Source organism: Pseudonocardia charpentierae (assembly GCF_031845345.1).
Classification (GTDB): Bacteria; Actinomycetota; Actinomycetes; order Mycobacteriales; family Pseudonocardiaceae; genus Pseudonocardia; species Pseudonocardia charpentierae.
This window is the reverse complement of the sequence record NZ_JAVREJ010000049.1, coordinates 1-18,606: the sequence shown is the minus strand read 5'-3', so window position 1 is coordinate 18,606 and position 18,606 is coordinate 1. Positions and strand designations below refer to the sequence as shown.

The window sequence follows — 18,606 nt, the reverse complement described above, 5'->3', positions numbered from 1 at the left end:
ATCGCCCACGCGCTGCTCGTGGTGATCGCAGCTAACGAGCAGACCGGCCAGCCCGCACCCGCAGGGATGATCCCCTTGACCTGCAGCGAGATCCGCCGCCTGCTCCTGGCCCTCGTCGTGACACCCCGCCGCCGGCCGTCCTGCCCGCGAGCCTGGTCAGCCTGGCGACGACGTCATCAACACCGAGCCCGAACCAGCCACTACAGCCGCCAGGAGGCAGCCCAGCGACGACCGTAACGATCTACGGCTGGAGTATTAGGCCGCGGAAGTGGCCTCAGTGTGGGCTCGTCCGTAGTCGACCAGGACAGATAGCCCAGTCCGGAGTGGCGGCCGAGTTGTAGAGGGCCTCGATCCACTCGAACATTGCGTTGGGCAACTCCTAGCGGGTCGCCACCTGTGTCGGTCGTGAAGTTTGGTGATTATGGATTGACGAAAGTCTCGGGCAGCGTGCAGGCTCGGTGCAGAACGTAACGTTTTTGCGCGAACATGCGAGTACCTGTGTGCCCTTTCGTGCCGCCAATTCAACAGGAGCGAATTCTTGCTATTGGAACTTGTCATTACTTTAAGTATTGCACTCGGGACCGCGCTTTTACAAACGACGATGAAGGGAATCAGTCGCACCAACCTGCCGGGCAAGAATCACGGACTGAAGATTGACGACGCCCTTTTTTGGTCAGATTGGACAATCGCCGGTTGTTTGGCTCTTGTCGGGTCTGTTGCCGTGGCCGCGAGTCAGGGCGTAGTAGCAATTCCATCACATGTCTGGCTGGGTTTTACTGCACTAGCTCTCGGCTGTAGCGTGTTCCCGTTTTTCCTTCGAGTCTATGCCTACGCGCCACGAGCGCAGCTTAAGTCGTGGGGATGGAGAGGAACTGGGTGGGTGCTGGTTGCAAATGCGGTTGGCGTGGTTTACTTGCTGGCGGCAGTACTAGCTGGAGTTGACATCTATGAAGCCAGATGAGCCCACGAGTTCGGCCAACAATCCAGTAGTATCAGGCACAACTCGTATTTTTGCGTGGCTTGGCGCAGTCGCAAGTGTCATCGCTGCCATCGTGGCAATTTGGATCAGCATAGGCGTGCTTACTTTTCTTGCCATTCCTGCGGTCGTTGGTTTTTCTGCGCTTCTGACGGTTGGCGTGTGCGCTTGGTCGGGCAGAGGCCGCGTAAGGAGCGTGGAGAATATGCCCCGTGCTACCGAAAAGGAGAGCAGCAGACTAACCCGCGAAGTGCAAAATGACAGGGCAAGTGCGCCAGTACTGCGAGACGTCTTGGTGGGCTGCACGTTTGTAGGAGGCCTTGCGCTTGTTGCAACCCAAGGTAGCCAAGTCGTATTCTGGGTCGGTGGCGCAGTGCTAGTGGCCGTTGGCCTAGTGGCTGCGATAGCCCGCTTCTTAGATTCCTAACTGAAGAAGGAATCCCCCGGTTGAGTCAGTCTCAGCAGTGCACCGCATGCTACCGGCGCAGGTGTCCGCTTGACACGAAAGAGGTCGCTACCCCGCAGACGTCCGGGTCAGCCGCTCAGCCTGTTCAGCATGATGGGCCCGGGCGGCGTCGGAGGGGGAGACGCCGCCCGGTGAGATGGTGACTCGCCCACACCGCTCCCGCCGTTACAACCGCCCCGGCCGCACCTCCGTGTGCCCGGCGTACTCGATTCGCCGCGGGTCAAGCCCTAAATTGTATTTGACGACGATTGTGTGCAGCTCAAGTACAAAGCGGTACAATCAATCGGAATTTGCAGTCTCGTACCCAAAAGTCGTGAAATTGAGCCACGATGGCTGGAGTCGCCTGTAGCATCGGATATCAAGATCGCGTTGCGGGAGGAGTCTGGGTTGGCTGGCCTAGAAGTACGAGTGCACGGCATCGGCGATCATAAGCCGTACAGTGCTCTCGGATCCGCCCAGCCGGTCAACGTCGAAAGCGCCTCGGCTGTCGACGAGTACCTCCCGCCTGAGCTGCCTGCTCACACCGTCCGATTCATCAATTGGTCTCGAACGTCACGACGATTCGCCGGGTTCTTGTGGTATTTGGCGCTTCCCTTCACCTTGGTCAACGTAGCGGGCGAGATGGGCCCGAGTGACTTTGCTCGCCGTCGCGCTTTTCAAGCGATAGTTGCCATAGCAGGCGTAGTTCTGTCCGTTGCAGCCGTCACGTGGTCTCTAGTTATCGCTGAGACGATTGTGAAGAAGTTGCCGTGGCAAAGCACGGCGGGAGTAACGCAAGCCGCATTCGTGGCGGTAACTCTCATCGTGTCGATCAGCATGATAAGTCGAATACGCATGGCCGATCGATTCACGACACCATACTCACGACGTCTCGGTTACGCAAACGTGGTAGCTGTCGTAGCCTGGACCGGCTTTGTCATTCTGGCTCGCCCTGCCGGCCAGCGTCCTGTCCCGGGCCTGCCCAACTCGTGCACGCCAGCCGGTGATTCTTGCTACCTCACCAGTACCTTGGATCTGCCAGCGATCGTAATCATAGTGACCACTGCTAGTGTGTTTGTGTTCGCCATAGCCAGTTGGGCTATCGCTGACACCAGGAAGGCGGCCGGACTTCGGACGCAACTTGCGGGCGGGCCAGGATGCTTCTTCGCGTTAATGGTTGCAATTCTGCTGCTTCACACAGCTGGTTCAGCTCTTCGCCTCGGCGTTGATCGAATCCTGCAGTTTATCGGCGAGGTCTTCTTTCGTCCGACGTCATTCGAACATAGGGCTGTGTGTGGAGCCGCGTTCTACAGTGACGCATCGCTTCCGCCGTGCGAGCGAGTGCTCCTTGTGTACGACGAGGGTGAAGTTCCGATGTATCTCCTGGACTCGGTCCCCATTTACGGATTAGCGGCGCTACTTTGCCTCGTTCTTGGTGCGGTCACCGTCCTCTACTCGCTCGGTGTTAGGGGTGTGTTGCCGAGTTTGACCGACCTGCTTCGAGGAAACCGGGCGAAGTATATTCATATACTGGTGCTAAGGATTCCTGTCGCCCTTCCGGTCGCACTTGTGCTGACTGTCGGACTCTTCATTGCTTTCACATTACTAGTCACGCCTATCATCGTCAGTCGAGACAGCGCCAGCAGCATTGGATTCGCACTAATTGTTACGACCGTGCGCCTAACGGCTCTAGCTGCCCCGGTACTATTTGTCCTAGGATGGCGCTCCGAATCAATCCGCATGGCATTCGGCACAATCGCAGACGTTGTTGGATTTTGGCCGGTTCACTGGCATCCGTTGTGTGGTCGTTCCTATCGCGAAGAGGTCGTCACGGCGCTTTGGAATCGAATTCGCGCAACAGGCGCGCCGACTGTTGTTCTGTCCGGGCATAGTCAAGGGTCTGTAATATGTACATGGTTGGCCGCGAGGTGTGCTGACGATCGCGGTTCGCTCAATATTCATCTGGTCACAAGCGGCTCACCCGTAGCATCGCTATACGGGACGTTCTTTGCTGCAACGTTCGATGCAGCGCTGCTCGGTAAGGCCCGATCGAACCTGGTAGACTGGCGCAACTTTTGGCGAAACACTGATCCTATCTCCACAAATTTACCGCTACCGACCGAAGACTGCTGCAGCGAGCCAGTATCGTTAGGTATCAGAAATACTCGACTTGAAGACGATACTCGTCCCTACAAGTCTCATTCTGACTACTGGATCGACCCGATAATGACTAGACATATTGCTGGGCTCCTAGGGTCGGGCCCGCTCGAGGGCCGTGTGACCAACCCAGTAAGAGGCTAATCTGAGAAGGTGTTTGAGAAGATCATTTGAATGTTGGGAAAGTGCGCCGTTGTTGCCGGGTTGCGGGGCCGCCGCGGGCGATGCGGCGGGTGATGGTGTTGATCGCAGCCCAGCGGAGGCCTGTAGAGGCCTTGAGCGACAGGTGTTGACCGGCCGCGCCGCGCAGCGAGCGGAAGAGGTGCACGCGCGGAAGCTGGGCGTTGCCGCCGGCAGTCGCATGTGTGAGTGACTATCTGAGCGACAACCGCGCCGCAGGAAGCTGGACGCCACCGGACCTCGCTGGATCTCTGGCTGCGGCGAAGCCGTCCAGGCCGGAGGTCAGGTGCGGCGGGAGAGTGCCTGGCAGTCAAAGGGTCAGGGGTTCGAGTCCCCTCAGCTCCACTCTTGTGACCTCCGCGAACATCACGATGTCGTGCCTCGTCAGATGCTTGTGGCGCCGATGTGCGCTTGTCTCCCGCACCACACTCCGAGCGGTGTCGTTCGTCCCTGCTTTGCGGCATCCGTGGACGTGGGCGCGGTCTCGTGACCACCAGGCGCAGCTGACGCTGAAGTCGAGGGTGCCAGGTCTAGGCTGGCGGCGTGAGTGCCGAGCGGGACGAGCTGAGGCGGTTGGTCGAGCAGCTGCCGGACGACCGGGTTCAGGCCGTGCTCGCCGAGGCCCGTCGGCAGAGTGGGGCGGTGCCGGCGGATGAGTGGCCACCGCCGTGGTTCGAGTCGTTCGCCAGCGGCCGGTCGGATCTCGGGACCAGCCATGAGAGGATCTGCTCGCCGAGGGTTTCGGGCGTTCCTAAGTGATCGTCTGCGACACGGGTCCGTTGGTGGCAGCGGCCGATCGCGACGACCAGCACAACCGAGCCTGCACGGATCTCTTCACCGGTCTGCATCTTGCCCGGCGCGCAATCCTCGTCCCTGCGCCGGTGGTGGCCGAGGTTGGCTACCTGCTCGGTCGTGCGGGCGGCGCGAAGGTCGAGGCCGCGTTCCTGCGGTCGATCGTGCAGGAGAACCTGACGATCGTCGATCTCGAGCTGGCCGACTACGAGCGGATAGCCGAGTTGGTCGAGATCTACGCCGACTTTCCGCTCGGCACGACTGACGCGGCCGTCGTCGCGGTGGCCGAGCGGCTCGGATCAACGAGATCGTCACGCTGGATCGTCGCCACTTCCGACCAGGACAGGGCGCTGGAGGTGGTGATCGCCTCGCCCCGCAGGTGGGCCGCCACCAGTCCGACCGGGACGAGAGCAGCACCGACCACGCAGATGGTGGCGACGGTCAGGGTGAACGTGTCGAGAAGTAGGGAGAGCGGTGCTGCTGTCACGGTGGTCAACGCGTAGGCCGCGCAGGCAGTGAGCGCGGCCGCAATCCCCGCGACCGAGTCCGGTGTCCGGTCCACCCCGCCGGCGATGCTCACGAGCAGCAGCCCGGCGACGGCCACCGCCACGACGAGGACGCGGCCGGTCGGGGCAGCCGCCGTCGTCGGACGGCTCCGAGTACGAGCGGCAGGACCGGGGGGAGGCCGAGACACACGACGGTCGCCACACTCACTCCCGCCGCGACGACGGCCTGCGATCTCCTCGCAGAGCGGGCGTCTCCCTCGCAAGGGCTGTCACCCCGGCGACGAGTGCACGATCTCTGCGAAGACGACGATTGGCGGGCCCGGCTTCGTCAGGCCGCGTCCAGGTGCCGCCGGGCCAGGACGACGTTGCCGCGGATCGAGCAGTCGTCCACCACCTCGAAGCGGAACCCCGGGATCTCGCGCTCCTTGAGCGCGACGAACCGGGCGTCGGACATGCCGCCGGTGAGTTTGATGACCGTCTTGAGGTCCACGACCTCCGCCGCTTGCGCCAGGGTCGCTGCGAGGACGCGGTTCATGCTCTTCAGCAGCGCGGCCAGCATCTCCTCCCGGGTCGCGGCCAGGGTCAGCCCGGTCCAGGAGCCCGTCTTCTTCTCCAGACTCTGCCGGTCGCCGGTCAGGTAGGGGGCGAAGCGCACCTCACCGTCGTCCTTCCACTCCTCGAGGGCGTCGCCCAGGAAGGAGCCGTAGAACGCGTCGGTGGTCAGGTCCCGGCAGAACTGCTCGCGGAACCAGTCGAGGGCGAAGCCGCCCGCGGTGGTGGCGTAGATCTGCCAGAGGCCGGGCAGCGCTGCGTTGCGGAGGTAGTAGTGCGGGCTCGTGACCGGGTTGTCGGTGAGAATGCTGACCATGTCGCTGGAGCCGGCGGTGTTCATGATGCAGCCCGCCTCCTCGTTGCCCGCTCCGCTCTGCGCGGCGGCCATGTCGTTGGTGCCGACGGCGACCGGGGTTCCTGCACGCAGGCCGAGGCGGGTGGCCTCCTCGGCGCGCAGCGTGCCGAGCAGGACGCCGGGGTCGTGGATCTCGCCGAGCAGGCGGCGGTCCAGCCCGAAGGCGTCGACGAGCTCGTCGGACCAGCCGCCCTGCGTGGTGGTCTCGTAGAGGCCCGACATCGAGGCGTTGACGAGGTCGACGGTCCACTCGCCGGTGAGCCGGTGGTGCACATAGGTCGGCAGGTGACCGATGCGGGCCGCGGCGTCGAGGTGTTCCGGCGCGTTCTGCCGGAACCAGATGAACGTCATCGCCCCGGCGCCCCCCGCGAAGGGGAGGATGCCGGCGATCTCGCGGTAGCGGTCGTTCCCGATCACCTTGTCGATGTGGTCGGACTGCGCCCGGCTGCGCCGGTCCATGTGGGTGATGATGTTCGGGTAGGCCAGCGAGCCGTCGGCGCGCACGAAGACCGGGGACGGGGAGAAGGTGTCGTAGCACACGACGTCGACCGTCGCCCGCAGCGCGGGGTCGAGCTCGTTGCAGGCGCGGTAGCATGCGGCCCACAGCTCCTCGGGGGCGATCTCGACCTTCTCGCCCGGCAGGAGGATGTAGGGGTAGGGGGCCGTCGCCGTCTGCTTGACGTCGAGGTGCTCGTCCAGGATCGCCATCTTGACCGACGACGTGCCGAAGTCGATCGACAGGAAGTTCATGCCGTACTCCTCACGAGCCGTGGAGCTTGCCGGCCGCCACCAGGGCGGCGCGTAGGTCGTCGCGGTCCCCGTCCGCGAAGGCGGGCACCGGGCGCCGGGGAACGCCGGCCCGGTAGCCCAGCTCGTTCATGCACGCCTTGAGGCTGGCGACCCCCTGGCGTCCGCCGGTGACTGCGATCAGTCGATGCAGCTCCGCGTAGCGGCCGAGGGCCTCCTCGGTGCGTCCGTCGAAGAACAGCTGCACGACCTCGGCGCAGTCGTCGGGGAAGAAGTTGGCCGCGGAGACCACGCCGCCCGGGCTGCCGAACTGCAGGCCCGTCATGATGGTGTTCATCGTGCCGGCGAGGACCGAGAAGTCGTCGCGCCCGCCCGCCGCCAGCATGTACGCCGTCAGCTTGTCCGTCGAGGTGTCCTTGATGCCCGCGATGTTGGGGTGGTCGGCGAGCTTCGCGACGACGGCGGGCGGGACGACGACCCCGTTCGAGTAGGCCGGCGCGACGTAGAGCAGGACCGGGATCGGGCTGCGGTCCGCCACCTCCGTGTAATGAGCGAGGAGGACGTCGCCGGTCATCTGCTTGGCGAAGTAGTGGGGCGGCAGGACGGAGACGTAGTCGACGGCGTCGGCGTGCTCGCCGATGCTGTCGATGAAGTCGACGGTGGTGCGCGTCGACTCGCGCCCGACTCCGACGATCAGCGTCTTGTCCCCGTGTGCCCGTGCCGCCAGGGCGATCACCGCACGGGCCTCGTCGTCGTTGAGCGAGCGGAACTCGCCGTTGGTGCCGAGCACCATGACACCGCGCACGGCCGTCCCGCTCCACTGCTCGAGGTTGTGCTCGAACCAGTCGAGGCGAAGGTCGTCGGACTCGTCGAACGGCGTGACCGCCGGAACGACGATCCCACGGAGCTTGTCGTTCACCAGTTGGTCCCTTCTATTCGTGCACTGTCCAGCCGCCGTCCACCAGCAGGTTCTGACCGGTGATGCCACTGGTCGTGGGTGCGGCGAGGAAGAGCACGGCGTTGGCCACCTCGCGCATCTCCAGCAGGCGTCCCAGGGGAATTCGCGACGTCATGTGGCTGAGCCATTCCTCGTTCTGGAGGTTGTGCTCGGTCATCGGCGTCAGCACGTATCCCGGGCTGACGGTGTTGACCTCGATGCCGTACCGGCCGCCGGCGACCGCGAGGTCGCGCGTGACGGCCTGCAGCCCCGCCTTGGTGGCGGCGTAGATCAGGTGGTTGCCGTCGGTCGTGTGCGCCCGGTGCGAGGCGATGTTGATGATCTTGCCCGACCTCTGCGTGACCATCACGCGGTACGCCTGCTGCGCCACGAAGAACGGCGCTTTGAGGTTCACGTCGTTGAGCAGATCCCACTCCGCTTCCGTGATGTCCTCGACGGGGGTCCGGTTCGCCAGGCCCGCCACGTTCACGACCACGTCGAGCCGCCCGTAGCGGGCGTTGATCGCTGCCAACGCGGCTTCGATCTCCTGGACCGACCGCAGGTCGCAGGAGAATCCGGCCGCCGACCCCGGGCCCTTCTCGGTGATCTGCTCGGCGACCTGTTCCGCCGTCTCGGCCCTGACGTCGATGATGGCGACGGCCGCACCACGCGCACCGAACTGTCGCGCGATCTCCTCGCCGATGCCGCTCGCTGCGCCGGTGACGACGCAGACCCTCCCGTCGAGATCCATGAGATCCCTCAGCGTGCCGACTGCTGATGGAGGGTGCGGAAGAAGCCCCCGTCCGCCAGCGACTGGTAGCCCGAGACGAAGCGTTCGTACGCCTTGTCGTAGGCGTCGTAGTTCTCCGGGTCCGGCTCGTACGCGTCCTTGATCCGGATGGCGCGGTCGACCGCGTCGTCGAGCGAGGAGTACACGCCCAGCCCGATTCCGGCGTACAGGGCGGCGCCGAGGCAGCCGGTCTCGCCGACCTCCAGCACGGAGATGGGGACCTTGTACATGTCGGCCTGCATCTGGTTCCAGACCGGTGAGTTCGTGGCACCACCCACGGCGCGGATGTCGTTCACCTCGATGCCGACCTTGCGAATGGATTCGATGTTGTCGCGCATCTCCAGCGTGATGCCTTCCAGGACCGCCCGGGCCATCTCCGCCTTGGTGGTTCCGAGCGTGACACCGAGGAAGCAGCCCCGCGCGTACGGATCCGCCCGCGGGCCGCTCCCGGCACCCTGCAGGTACGGGAGGAACACGAGGCCGTTCGAGCCCGGGGGCACGGCCTTGATCATCTTGTTGATCAGGAGATAGGCGTTGCCGACGGGGCCGAACTCCTTCGCCATCGCCATCTCGAGGGAGCAGATCGTGTCCCGGAACCAGCGGTAGCAGCTCGCCGAGGCGATCGAGGCCGCCTCGACCGTGTAGTTCTCCGGGCCGGAGTTGTTCTTGAAGATCAGCGTGCCGTTGGGGTCGCGCCGCGACTCCTCGGACACCACGTAGGTCGCGCCGTAGGTGCCGATGACGGCGATGGCCGTCCCTTCGTGCACCAGGCCGCCGCCCAGGGTCGAGCAGTTCTGGTCCATCGCGCCGACGCACAGCAGCGTGCCCTCGGCGAGGCCGGTCCGGACGGCGACGTCGTGCGGCACCCGCCCGGCGACCTCGCCGGCCTTCACGATCCGGGGGAACATCGCGATGTCCAGGCCGAGCGCGTCGACGATCTCCTGGCTCCACTCACCGGCGTCGATGTCGAAGACGCCCGTGCGGGAGGCGGTGGCGGTGTCGTTGACGAAGTAGTCGTCCGCGCCGAACTCCTTCAGGAAGAAGTCCTGATGATGGGAGATGCGCGCCGTCGCGGCGAAGTTCTCCGGCTCGTTGTCCTTGAACCAGAGGTACTTGGTGAGGCACGGCACCGTGGAGATCGGGTAGCCGGAGATCTGGTACAGGCGGTCGGGGTCGATGTACTCGCCGTCGCGGATCCTGCCCACGTAGTCCACGCCCCGGACGTCCTGCCAGCCGATGAACGGCCGCAAGAGCTTGCCGCCCTCGTCCAGTGCGCCGAAGACCGAGCCCTGCGTCGAGACGCTGAGCGCCTTGATCTCCTCGGCGGGCACGCCGGCGTCACGGATGGCGGCGCGGACGCAGTCGAACAGGGTGGGGGTCAGGTCCTCCGGCAACTGCTCCACCCAGCCCGGGTGGGGGTAGTAGCACGGGTACTCGCGGTAGTCGGTGCCGATCAGGTGCCCGTCGAGATCGAAGATGCACGTCTTGCAGCCGGTGGTGCCGGCGTCGATGCCCATCAGGTACGTGGTCATGGGATTCTCCCTTGAACTCATTGACCGTGAACTCGTCGAGGACTGCGCTACTTGCGCCACTCCGGGATCCGTGCGGCGTTGCGGTGGGGCAGTTCGATGAGGCGCGACTCGCCCGACGGCGAGGCCATGAGGACCTCGTGGGCGATGCCGGTGAACAGGCCGTGCTCGACGACCCCGGCGATCCAGTTCAGGTTCGTGTCGAGCGTCGCCTTGTCGGTGATGACGCCCATGTGCGCGTCGAGGATGAAGTTCCCGCTGTCGGTGACGACCGGCTCGCCGTCCCGGACGCGTCGGATGATCTCGACGTCGTACCCGAGGTCGGCAAGCAGGGCCGACACCGACCGGCGGGTGGCCTGCCACCCGTACTGGACGACCTCGATCGGCAGCGGGAACCGGCCGAGGTGGTCGACCAGCTTGGTGTCGTCCGCGATGCAGACCATCTTGGTCGAGGCCTCGGCGACCATGCGTTCCCAGAGCAGGCAGGCCCCGCCACCCTTGATCATGTCGCCGTCGTGGTCGATCTCGTCGGGCCCGTCGAGGGTGACGTCGAGCGGCCGGTCGAGGTCGTTGATGTCGACGAGCGGGATGTCGAGGGACAGCGCGAGGTCCCGGGTCGAGGTCGAGGTCGGCACTCCGACGACCTGGAGTCCCTCGGCGACCTTCTCGCCGAGGGCCCGGACCATCCACGCGGAGGTGGTTCCGGAGCCGAGCCCGAGCCGGGCGCCGTCGTGGGCGTAGCGCTCGACCGCGGCCCTGCCGACGGCGTACTTGGCCGAGTCCTGGGGGGTTTCCGGTGAGTACTTCATCAGTGAGATCCCCTCTTCTGCTCGCTCAGTAGCGGATGCGCAGGTGCTTGTACTGCAGGTAGCCCTCGAGCCCGGCCCTGCCGTGCTCGACCCCGAACCCACTGCCCTTGCGGCCCCCGTAGGGCGCATTCATGATCCCGGCGTCGACGTTGTTCACCGCGACGTTGCCGAAGTCGAGCAGCCGGCCCAGCTCGTGTGTCTCGTGCAGGTCGAGGGTGTAGACGTAGACGGCGAGGCCGGCCTCGGTGCCGTTCGCCAGCTCGACGGCGTCGGTCAGCTCGCCGAACGGCATGATCCCGACGACCGGTCCGAAGCTCTCCTCGTGCATCACGAGCATCTCGGGCGTGCAGCCAGCGAGCACCGTCGGCTGGTAGAAGTTGCCCGGCGCCAGCTCGTCCACGCGGTGCCCGCCGGTGGCCACCGTCGCGCCGCGCTCGACGGCGTCGCGGACGTGCCGGTCGACGACCTCCAAGCCGGCCCGGGTGGCCATCGCTCCCACATCGATGCCCGTATCCATGCCGTCGCCGACGGTGAGCGCCGCGACCTGCTCGGTGAGGCGGGCGACGAACTCGTCGCACACCGACGCCTGGACGTAGATCCGGTTGATCGCGATGCAGATCTGGCCGGCGTTGCGGAACCCGCGCCGGGCTGCGCCTGCCGCAGCGGCCTCGATGTCGGCACGGTCGGTCACGATCATCGGGCAGGACCCGCCGAGCTCCATGGTGAGCGGCCGTGCCGCGGGGACCCGTTGGGCGATCTTCGCGCCGGTCGCGGTGGAACCGGTGAACGCCAGCTTGTCGAGCCCCGGGTGGCCGGCCAGCGCGGGGCCGGCGGGGTCGTCACCGGACACTAGGTTCGCCACGCCGGGCGGCAGCCCGGCCTCGTCGATGCAGGAGAACAGGACGGCGGGGGAGAGCGAGGCGTACGGCGACGGCTTGACGACGATGGTGCACCCTGCCGCGACCGCCGCGCACAGCTTCCAGCCGATGAGCTCCAGCGGGTAGTTCCACGGCGTGATCGCGCCGACGACGCCGACCGGCTCGCGCACGACCAGGCTCGTGAAGCCGTCGGTGTCGTTCGGGATCACCTCGCCGTGGACCCGGGTGGCCTCCTCGGCGTAGAAGTGGAACGCCGTGGCGAGCTTGTCGACCTCCCCGGTCGCCTCGCCGATCGTCTTGCCCATCTCCGCGGTGATCGCCTCGGCCAGCTCGCGCTCACGGGCTTTGACACGGTCCCCGATCGCGTGCAGGTGCCGTGCGCGGACCGTCGGGTTGACGTACCGCCACTCCGCGAACGCGGCACGTGCGGCGGTCACGGCGGCGTCGACCTCCGACGCGTTCGAGTCGGGGACAGCGGCGATGATCTGGTCGTCGGCGGGGTTGCGTGCCTCGAAGGTGGACTCGCCGGGAACCCATTTCCCGTCGACGTAGTTGTGGAGAGTCTTCGTCATGATGTCTGCCTTTGTCGAAGGTCTTCAGTTGATCGGGCACCGGAGCGGCTCGCCGCGGCCCGCGCGGGCGGCTTCCTCGGCCGCGAGCCGCTGGAGATCCCGGATCGACTTCTCCGAGTAGAACGCGGCGTGGGGCGTCAGAACCGTGTTGGGCTGCGAGCGCAGCGGGTGGTCCACGGGCAGCGGTTCGGGCTGGAAGACGTCGAGGGCCGCTCCGGCCAGGTGGCCGCTGTCGAGCGCGTCCAGGAGCGCGTCTTGATCGACGAGAGCTCCTCGTGAGGTGTTGACGAGAAGGGCGCCTGCCGGCATCGCGGCGAGATTCCGCGCATTGATGATCCCGGTGGTCTCCGGAGTCGCCGGTGCGTGCAGCGAGAGCACATGGGATCGGCGGAACAGCTCGTCCAGCTCGACCAGGGTGATCGGCGAGTCCGCCAGGTCGTCGGGCTTGGCGTACGGGTCGTACGCGATGACCTCGAACCCGAAGGGAGCCAACCGGCGGGCCACGGCCTGCCCGATGCGACCCGTTCCCAGGAGCCCGACGGTGGTCTCCGCCATGGAGCGGATCGGTGCGAGCTCGGGCGCGGAGGGCCACTCGCCCCGCCGGATGGCCCGGTCGAAATGCTGGATCTTCCGCAACAGCGTGAGCACGCAGGTCACCGTGTGGTCGGCGACGGTGTCGGCCCCGTAGTCGGGGATGTTGCAGACCCGGATCCCGAGACGGGTGGCCGCGTCCAGGTCGACGTTGTCGTAGCCGATCCCGTAGCGGATCACCACTGCACCCGGGCTCATCGCCTCGAGCACCTTCGCGGTCATCGGCGCGAAGTTGACCAGGGCGATGTCCGCGTCCCGGACCGCGGCCTCGGCGTCGGCCTCGGTGGCCACGTCGTACACCTGGAAGTCGGCGCCGAGCTGCTCGGCCGCGGCACGCTCGAAGTCCTCGCCGGCGAAGTTGTGATCCGTGATGACCATGCGGGAACGAGAATCGGGATGGGACACGGCTACGTTGCCTCCCTCGGACTGCGACGATGTTCAGGAATGCGGGCAGGGACGTGCCCCAGACACCGCTGCGGCGGATTCCCGGGTCGCCGAAGGCCGCGACGAAGCTCGTCAGATCTCCGTCGGACGATGGGCTCTCGCTCGGTGAGTCGGACTGCTCGCGGTTACTTCTTCGTGAAGAGCGAACGGTGCCGCGCGATCCTGCGGAGGTGGTCCTCCGCAGCGAACCGGGCACGGGCCGGGTTTCCCGCCTCGATCGCGCGGGCGATTTCGAGGTGCTCCTGCACGGTGTGCCCGGCCTCGGACGGATAGCCCGCGCCGGTGCTGTAGGTGTCGGCCAGGAACGTGTTCACCGGGCGCATCATGAGCAGGAAGAAGGGATTGCCACTGGCCTCCGCGATCCTCTCGTGGAACGTGAGGTCGGCTTCGAGGAACTCCTTGCCGGTCGGATCGGCGGCCTGCAGGCGTTCGTTGAGTCGGTTGAGTTCGGCGAGTTGAGCCGGGGTTCGCCGGGCTGCGGCCAACGCGGCCATCTCCACCTCCAGGACCAGGCGGAGCTCCATGAGCTCCTCGAAGGAGCCCCCGCCGAGGCGGAGGAGAAGCCCGTACTGCTCGGCGATGACGCTCCCGTCGACGGCGGCCACGGTCATTCCGCGGCCTGGACTGACGATCGCCAAGCCGCGCTGGACGAGGAGCCTCGTCGCCTCCCGGACGACGGTGCGGCTGACGCCGAACCTCTCGACCAACTCGGCTTCGGTGGGGAGGCGGTCCCCGGTGGTCAGGCCGAGGATGTCCTCCTGAAGTGCCTGCGCGACGGTGTCCGAGAGGCGCTGCTTGGTGCGGATGCCCCCGGCCATGGATGCAAATGTACGACAATCGGCCCTGATGTCAAGGGTTCGGGCGCGTGAGATGTGGGCGGTACCACTCAGTTTTCCCTCGACTAGTACGAAACATGCAGGTAGAAGGCTCAAGGCGGCCGTACGGCGCAGAGCAACTTTGTATGATGAAGTCAGTCGGCACACGCACGCGGGTGTGCGCCTCACCTCGTCGGGTATCTACGGACCCCGTAGACACTCAGGACAGCGAGGTCGACATGTTCATGCACGTGCAGCGCCTGATCAACGAGATCGTCCCCGACGAGCCGGATCCGGCCGCAGCCAACGCGCTGCAGGAGGGCCTCGGCGGGCAGTTCGGCGAGATGCGCACGATGATGCAGTACCTGTTCCAGGCGTTCAACTTCCGCGGGGCGACAGGCAAGCCCTACCGCGACCTGCTCTACGGCGTGGGCACCGAGGAGATCGCCCACGTCGAGCTGATCGCCACGACGATCTCCCGGCTGCTCGACGGATCCCCGCAGTACAAGGGGAAGGCCACCAAGCCGGTCGACGAGCCCGGTAAGGGCGGGGCGACCCCCCTGTCGATCGCGTTGGACCACAGCAACATCCACCACTACCTGGTCGGCGCGCAGGGCGCGCTGCCGGTCGACGCCGCCGGGAACCCGTGGTCGGGCTCCTACGTCTACAACAGCGGCAACCTCGTGCTCGACCTGCTCTACAACCTCATGCTCGAGTCGACCGGGCGCCTCCAGAAGTGCCGCATCTACGAGATGACCGACAACAAGACGGCCCGCGCGACCATCGCGTACCTGATCGTGCGCGACCAGGCACACGAGAACGCCTACGCGAAGGCGCTGGAGTCCCTGGGCATCAACTGGGGGGCGACGCTGCCGATCCCGAAGACGAACGCGGAGCAGTTCCCCGAGGTCAAGAAGCTGCTCGACCAGGGGCTGCACCTCAAGCAGTACACGTTCAGCGCGGACAACCTGTCCGAGGCCGGCAAGATCTACCGCGGTACGGCACCGGCGTCGATGGACGGCGGCGAGCTGACCACGCAGACCGCGCCCGAGGGCTTCCCGATGGACATCGCCGTCGAGCGGCCGGAGGAGTTCGGGCCCGGGCTCGATCCCGAGCTGCTCGCGTTGGTCCAGGCCACGGCCGAGCTGGAGCTGAAGGACGCCGACGACCCGTTGGTGGCCGCGAAGAAGAAGTGACGCCGGCCGGGTGCGACCCTGACGGGTCGTACCCGGCTCGTCCTGGTGTCACCCCGGCGCACATGCACCACGGTGAGTTGCCTCGATCGCCTGCTCCGGACACTCTTGACGACGTGATGGACAAGACGGTGGAACTGGATCTCGACGATGCCGGTCTGGCGATGGACCTGCCTCGGCCCGAGGGTCCGGCCGACGAGGTGCAGCAGGTTCCCTACCGGCCCGTGCAGTTCCGTGACGACGATCTGCCCACTGCTCTCGAGCGCTCCGCCGCCTGGCTCCGGCGGGCCCAGCAGTGGCTGGGCGAGCCGCTCGACGTGATCGCGGTGCACCTGGACTACGACGACCGGACCGGCTCCCCGTATTACGAGGTCAAGCTGCTGTGCAACGAGGAGGACCTCGCCGGGGCGCCGCTGGCCATCCGCCGCGTCACGGATTCCTGAGCCGGCCGGGGAAGGAGCCACCGACGGCTCGTGGCCTGGTCGCCGGCGTCGGCGACCCGAAGGTCGCCGCCACGCCCTCGCTGAACATCACGTGATCCGGGGGACGTCGAGCGAGACCACCCAGCCCGGCCGCGGCGACGAGGCCGTCGTCGAGAGCCAGCACCTCGGCGGTGCGCAGCGGCCAGGGCGGGTGGGCGTTGGGCAGGTACCAGGTGCGGCCGAACCGGGCGACGTGCAGGCCCCAGCGGGCGGTGAGGAACCGCTCGATGGTGCCGTCGGGGGCCGGGCCGCCTGCCCGGATCGCGATATGGCTCGAGACGGCGCCACGCCGCAGCTGTGTGGTGTAGCGCCGCTCGTCGCCGTCGGCGGAGAACTGCATCCGGGACCAGCGGTACGGCAACCCGAACGCACTCCGGGCGGCGGCGACCGTCACGGCCCGGTCGGCGTCCAGGCTGAGGAAGACGACGCCGCGGCGCCCGGTCGCGTCGACCGAGTACAGCCGCACGTTCGTCTCCAGGAACGTGCCGACCCACGGGACGGCCGGGCCGACCGCGGGCCCGGCGCCGATCATCCGGAACGGGACGAGCCCGACGTAGGTGCGGCCGTCGAGCACGTCGGGGCGGGCGCCGGGCGGGAAGAACCCGGCGACCACGGCCGGGTCGACGGCCCAGTGCAGGAACGCGAGGTCGCACCAGCGCTGGCGGAGCAGCAGCGGGCGGGGCAGCGCCGGGGCCACGACGCTCACCGGCTCGGCGGTCACGACGACTCCGGGCAGTGCCTGCTCCGAACGGCGGTGCGGTGCACCACGAGCTCGCTGATCGACACGACTGAACGCTACGCCGTGGAGCGTTCGCGGGCGCGCGGTCGGAGCCGGCGGCCGTGACCGCCGACCCGCGGCTGGACGTCGTCGGCGACGTGATCGACGTGCTGCATCGGCAGATCGCGTTCGTGCGTCCGCGCGACGGCTCCGTGCTCCCGCCCGAACAGGATCCGTCGGGCGACGAGGCGTACCCGGCGCACTGGGCGGAGCCCTGGCCCAGCGGCATCGAGCTGGCTCGGGCCGTGTCGGCCCGCGACTGGTCGGGAGCCGCGGTCGTCGAGCTCGGGTGTGGCCTGGGCCTGCCGGCGGTCGCCGCCGCACTGCGTGGCGCGCAGGTACTGGCCACCGACCGCTCGGCGGACGCCGTCGCGTTCGCCGCCGTCAACGCCGAGTGCAACGGGGCCGTCGTGGAGACCGCGGTGTGCGCGTGGAGTGCGCCGGGCCTCTTGCTCGACCGGGCGCCGTGGCGGCTCGTCCTGGCCGCCGACGTGCTGTACGGGCAGCGCAACGTCGCGGAGCTGCTCGATCTGCTGCCGCGGCTGGTCGACGGCACCGGCGAGGTGTGGCTCGCCGACCCGCGACGGCCGCTCACCGCCGAGTTCCTCACGGCGGCCCGCACCCGGTGGGGGAGGGTGGACACGGTGGGCACGGATTCGCCGGAGATCGTCGTCCACCGGCTGGCCGAGCTGCGGGGACCTTGACGCGTGCGCCACGATCACCACGTGGACGAGGTGGAGTTCCGCCCGGAGCCCGGGCAGTACGCGTGGACCTTCGGCGGCGTCGCGCCGACGCATCGGATCAGACCGGGAACGGTGCTGCGGTTGTGGACGGAGGACGCGTTCTCCGGCCGCCTGCGCCGCCCGACGGACCGCCCGTCCGAGGTGCTCGACATGGCCGAGGTCAACCCGCAGACCGGCCCGTTCTTCGTCGAGGGGGCCGAGCCCGGCGACACGCTCGCGCTGCACCTCGTCGACCTGACCCCGGCCCGGGACTGGGGTGCGTCGACCACCATCCCGTTCTTCGGTGCGCTCACCGGCACGGACCGCACCGCACTGCTGCAGGAGCCGCTGCCCGAGCTGACCTGGATCTACCAGCTCGACCGCGTGCGGAACACCCTCCTGTTCGAGGCCCGCCGGGGCGACCTGCGCCTGGAGCTGCCCGTGGCACCCATGCTCGGCACCGTCGGGGTCGCGCCGGCCGGCCGCGAGGTGCGCAGCTCGCTGGTGCCCGACAAGTTCGGCGGCAACATGGACACCCCGGAGATGCGCCCCGGAACCACGGTCTACCTGGGCGTGAACGTCGAGGGCGCGCTGTTCTCCGTCGGCGACGGGCACTACCGCCAGGGTGAGGGGGAGAGCTGCGGCACGGCCGTCGAGGGCGCGATGGACGTGACGCTCGTCGTCGAGCTGATCAAGGGCGGGGCGCCGGAGTGGCCGCGGCTGGAGCACGACGACGACTACGTGGTGGTCGGGTCGTCCCGTCCGCTGGAGGACGCGTGGCGGGCAAGCCAGGTCGGCATGGTCGGCTGGCTCGGCGAGCTGTACGGGCTCGACCCGCTCGACGCGTACCAACTGCTCACGCAGATCAGCCTCAGCCCGCTCGCGAACGTGGTCGACGTCAACTACAGCGCGGTGACGAAGGTGCCGAAGCAGTTCCTGCCTGCGACGGACGCGTACGGAGGCATGCACCGGCACCTGCGCGCGCTGGCCCGCGACCTCTAGGACGGCGCTGAACAATCCGAGTGTCGAACCCTGGCTGCTGTGGGTGGTTGGGACGATGTGGTGGTGCAGGGACGGGCTGATCCGCAGCGCGAGATCTTGGATGTCGAGTCGGTGGCCGGTCATCTGTTGCCGGCGGGTGGGGTGTTCGCGTTCCTGGCCGGGCATCGGCGGGAGTTGTTCCCCGATGAGTTGTTCGTCGATCTGTTCCCGAGTCGGCGGGGTCGTCCGTCGATCCCGGCGGACGTGGTCGCCTCGGTGATCGTGTTGCAGACCTTGCACGGGCTGTCGGACAGCGAGGCGGTCGAGGCGGTCACGTTCGATCTGCGGTGGAAGGCCGCGTGCGGGCTGGCGGTG

At 67.1% G+C, this 18,606-nt stretch carries 15 protein-coding genes; 6 read left to right on the top strand and 9 right to left on the bottom strand.

All coding sequences use genetic code 11. The features are described from left to right. Nucleotides 1-4,540 precede the first annotated feature (4,540 nt). A complete protein-coding gene (locus RM445_RS30745; RefSeq protein ID WP_311560383.1) occupies nt 4,541-5,053 on the top strand; it encodes a type II toxin-antitoxin system VapC family toxin in 513 nt (170 codons plus the stop codon). Nucleotides 5,054-5,384: 331 nt separating this feature from the next. Here the strand turns inward: RM445_RS30745 and RM445_RS30740 are convergent, their stop codons facing one another. The 8 genes from RM445_RS30740 to RM445_RS30705 all read right to left on the bottom strand — a co-directional run bounded on the left by RM445_RS30740 (nt 5,385) and on the right by RM445_RS30705 (nt 14,078). Then, a complete protein-coding gene (locus tag RM445_RS30740; RefSeq protein ID WP_311560382.1) occupies nt 5,385-6,713 on the bottom strand; it encodes an FGGY-family carbohydrate kinase in 1,329 nt (442 codons plus the stop codon). 10 nt (nt 6,714-6,723) lie between these two features. Continuing rightward, a complete protein-coding gene (locus tag RM445_RS30735; protein ID WP_311560381.1) occupies nt 6,724-7,629 on the bottom strand; it encodes a dihydrodipicolinate synthase family protein in 906 nt (301 codons plus the stop codon). Between the two features lie 13 nt (nt 7,630-7,642). Beyond that, entirely contained in the window at nt 7,643-8,398 is a 756-nt protein-coding gene (locus RM445_RS30730; RefSeq protein WP_311560380.1) for an SDR family NAD(P)-dependent oxidoreductase, read from the bottom strand. A gap of 8 nt (nt 8,399-8,406) precedes the next feature. Beyond that, nucleotides 8,407-9,969, bottom strand: coding sequence for a xylulokinase (locus RM445_RS30725; RefSeq protein WP_311560379.1), 1,563 nt, complete (start codon nt 9,967-9,969; stop codon nt 8,407-8,409). A 47-nt stretch (nt 9,970-10,016) separates the two neighbouring features. Continuing rightward, nucleotides 10,017-10,775 (bottom strand): ribose-5-phosphate isomerase RpiA, encoded by a 759-nt coding sequence (rpiA, locus tag RM445_RS30720; RefSeq protein WP_311560378.1) that lies wholly within the window; start codon nt 10,773-10,775, stop codon nt 10,017-10,019. Between the two features lie 25 nt (nt 10,776-10,800). Then, the gene (locus RM445_RS30715; RefSeq protein ID WP_311560377.1) at nt 10,801-12,225 is read right to left on the bottom strand and encodes an aldehyde dehydrogenase family protein; all 1,425 of its coding nucleotides are present in this window, start codon (nt 12,223-12,225) and stop codon (nt 10,801-10,803) included. A gap of 24 nt (nt 12,226-12,249) precedes the next feature. Beyond that, nucleotides 12,250-13,194, bottom strand: coding sequence for a C-terminal binding protein (locus RM445_RS30710; RefSeq protein ID WP_311560376.1), 945 nt, complete (start codon nt 13,192-13,194; stop codon nt 12,250-12,252). A gap of 191 nt (nt 13,195-13,385) precedes the next feature. After that, nucleotides 13,386-14,078 carry a FadR/GntR family transcriptional regulator gene (locus RM445_RS30705; RefSeq protein WP_311560375.1) on the bottom strand — a complete coding sequence of 231 codons (693 nt, stop codon included), beginning with the start codon at nt 14,076-14,078 and terminating at the stop codon, nt 13,386-13,388. A gap of 236 nt (nt 14,079-14,314) precedes the next feature. On the opposite strand from RM445_RS30705, the gene RM445_RS30700 reads away from it, so the two are divergent. Continuing rightward, nucleotides 14,315-15,271: a manganese catalase family protein gene (locus RM445_RS30700; RefSeq protein ID WP_311560374.1), complete on the top strand. Its 957-nt coding sequence runs from the start codon at nt 14,315-14,317 to the stop codon at nt 15,269-15,271. Nucleotides 15,272-15,387: 116 nt separating this feature from the next. Further along, nucleotides 15,388-15,711 (top strand): hypothetical protein, encoded by a 324-nt coding sequence (locus RM445_RS30695; RefSeq protein WP_397469444.1) that lies wholly within the window; start codon nt 15,388-15,390, stop codon nt 15,709-15,711. Here RM445_RS30695 and RM445_RS30690 read toward each other — a convergent pair. Next, on the bottom strand, nt 15,698-16,471 hold the full coding sequence (locus RM445_RS30690) for a YqjF family protein (RefSeq protein WP_311560372.1): 774 nt from the start codon (nt 16,469-16,471) through the stop codon (nt 15,698-15,700). The two genes, RM445_RS30695 and RM445_RS30690, sit on opposite strands and share 14 nt — an antisense overlap. A 119-nt stretch (nt 16,472-16,590) precedes the next feature. Here RM445_RS30690 and RM445_RS30685 point away from each other — a divergent pair, with 119 nt between their 5' ends. From RM445_RS30685 to RM445_RS30675, 3 genes are all read left to right on the top strand, one after another. Beyond that, nucleotides 16,591-17,232 (top strand): class I SAM-dependent methyltransferase, encoded by a 642-nt coding sequence (locus RM445_RS30685; RefSeq protein WP_311560371.1) that lies wholly within the window; start codon nt 16,591-16,593, stop codon nt 17,230-17,232. A 21-nt stretch (nt 17,233-17,253) separates the two neighbouring features. After that, a complete protein-coding gene (locus RM445_RS30680) occupies nt 17,254-18,252 on the top strand; it encodes an acetamidase/formamidase family protein (RefSeq protein ID WP_311560370.1) in 999 nt (332 codons plus the stop codon). Between the two features lie 63 nt (nt 18,253-18,315). After that, nucleotides 18,316-18,606 (top strand): transposase (locus RM445_RS30675; protein WP_311560369.1); only part of this gene is annotated, 291 nt, incomplete at its 3' end.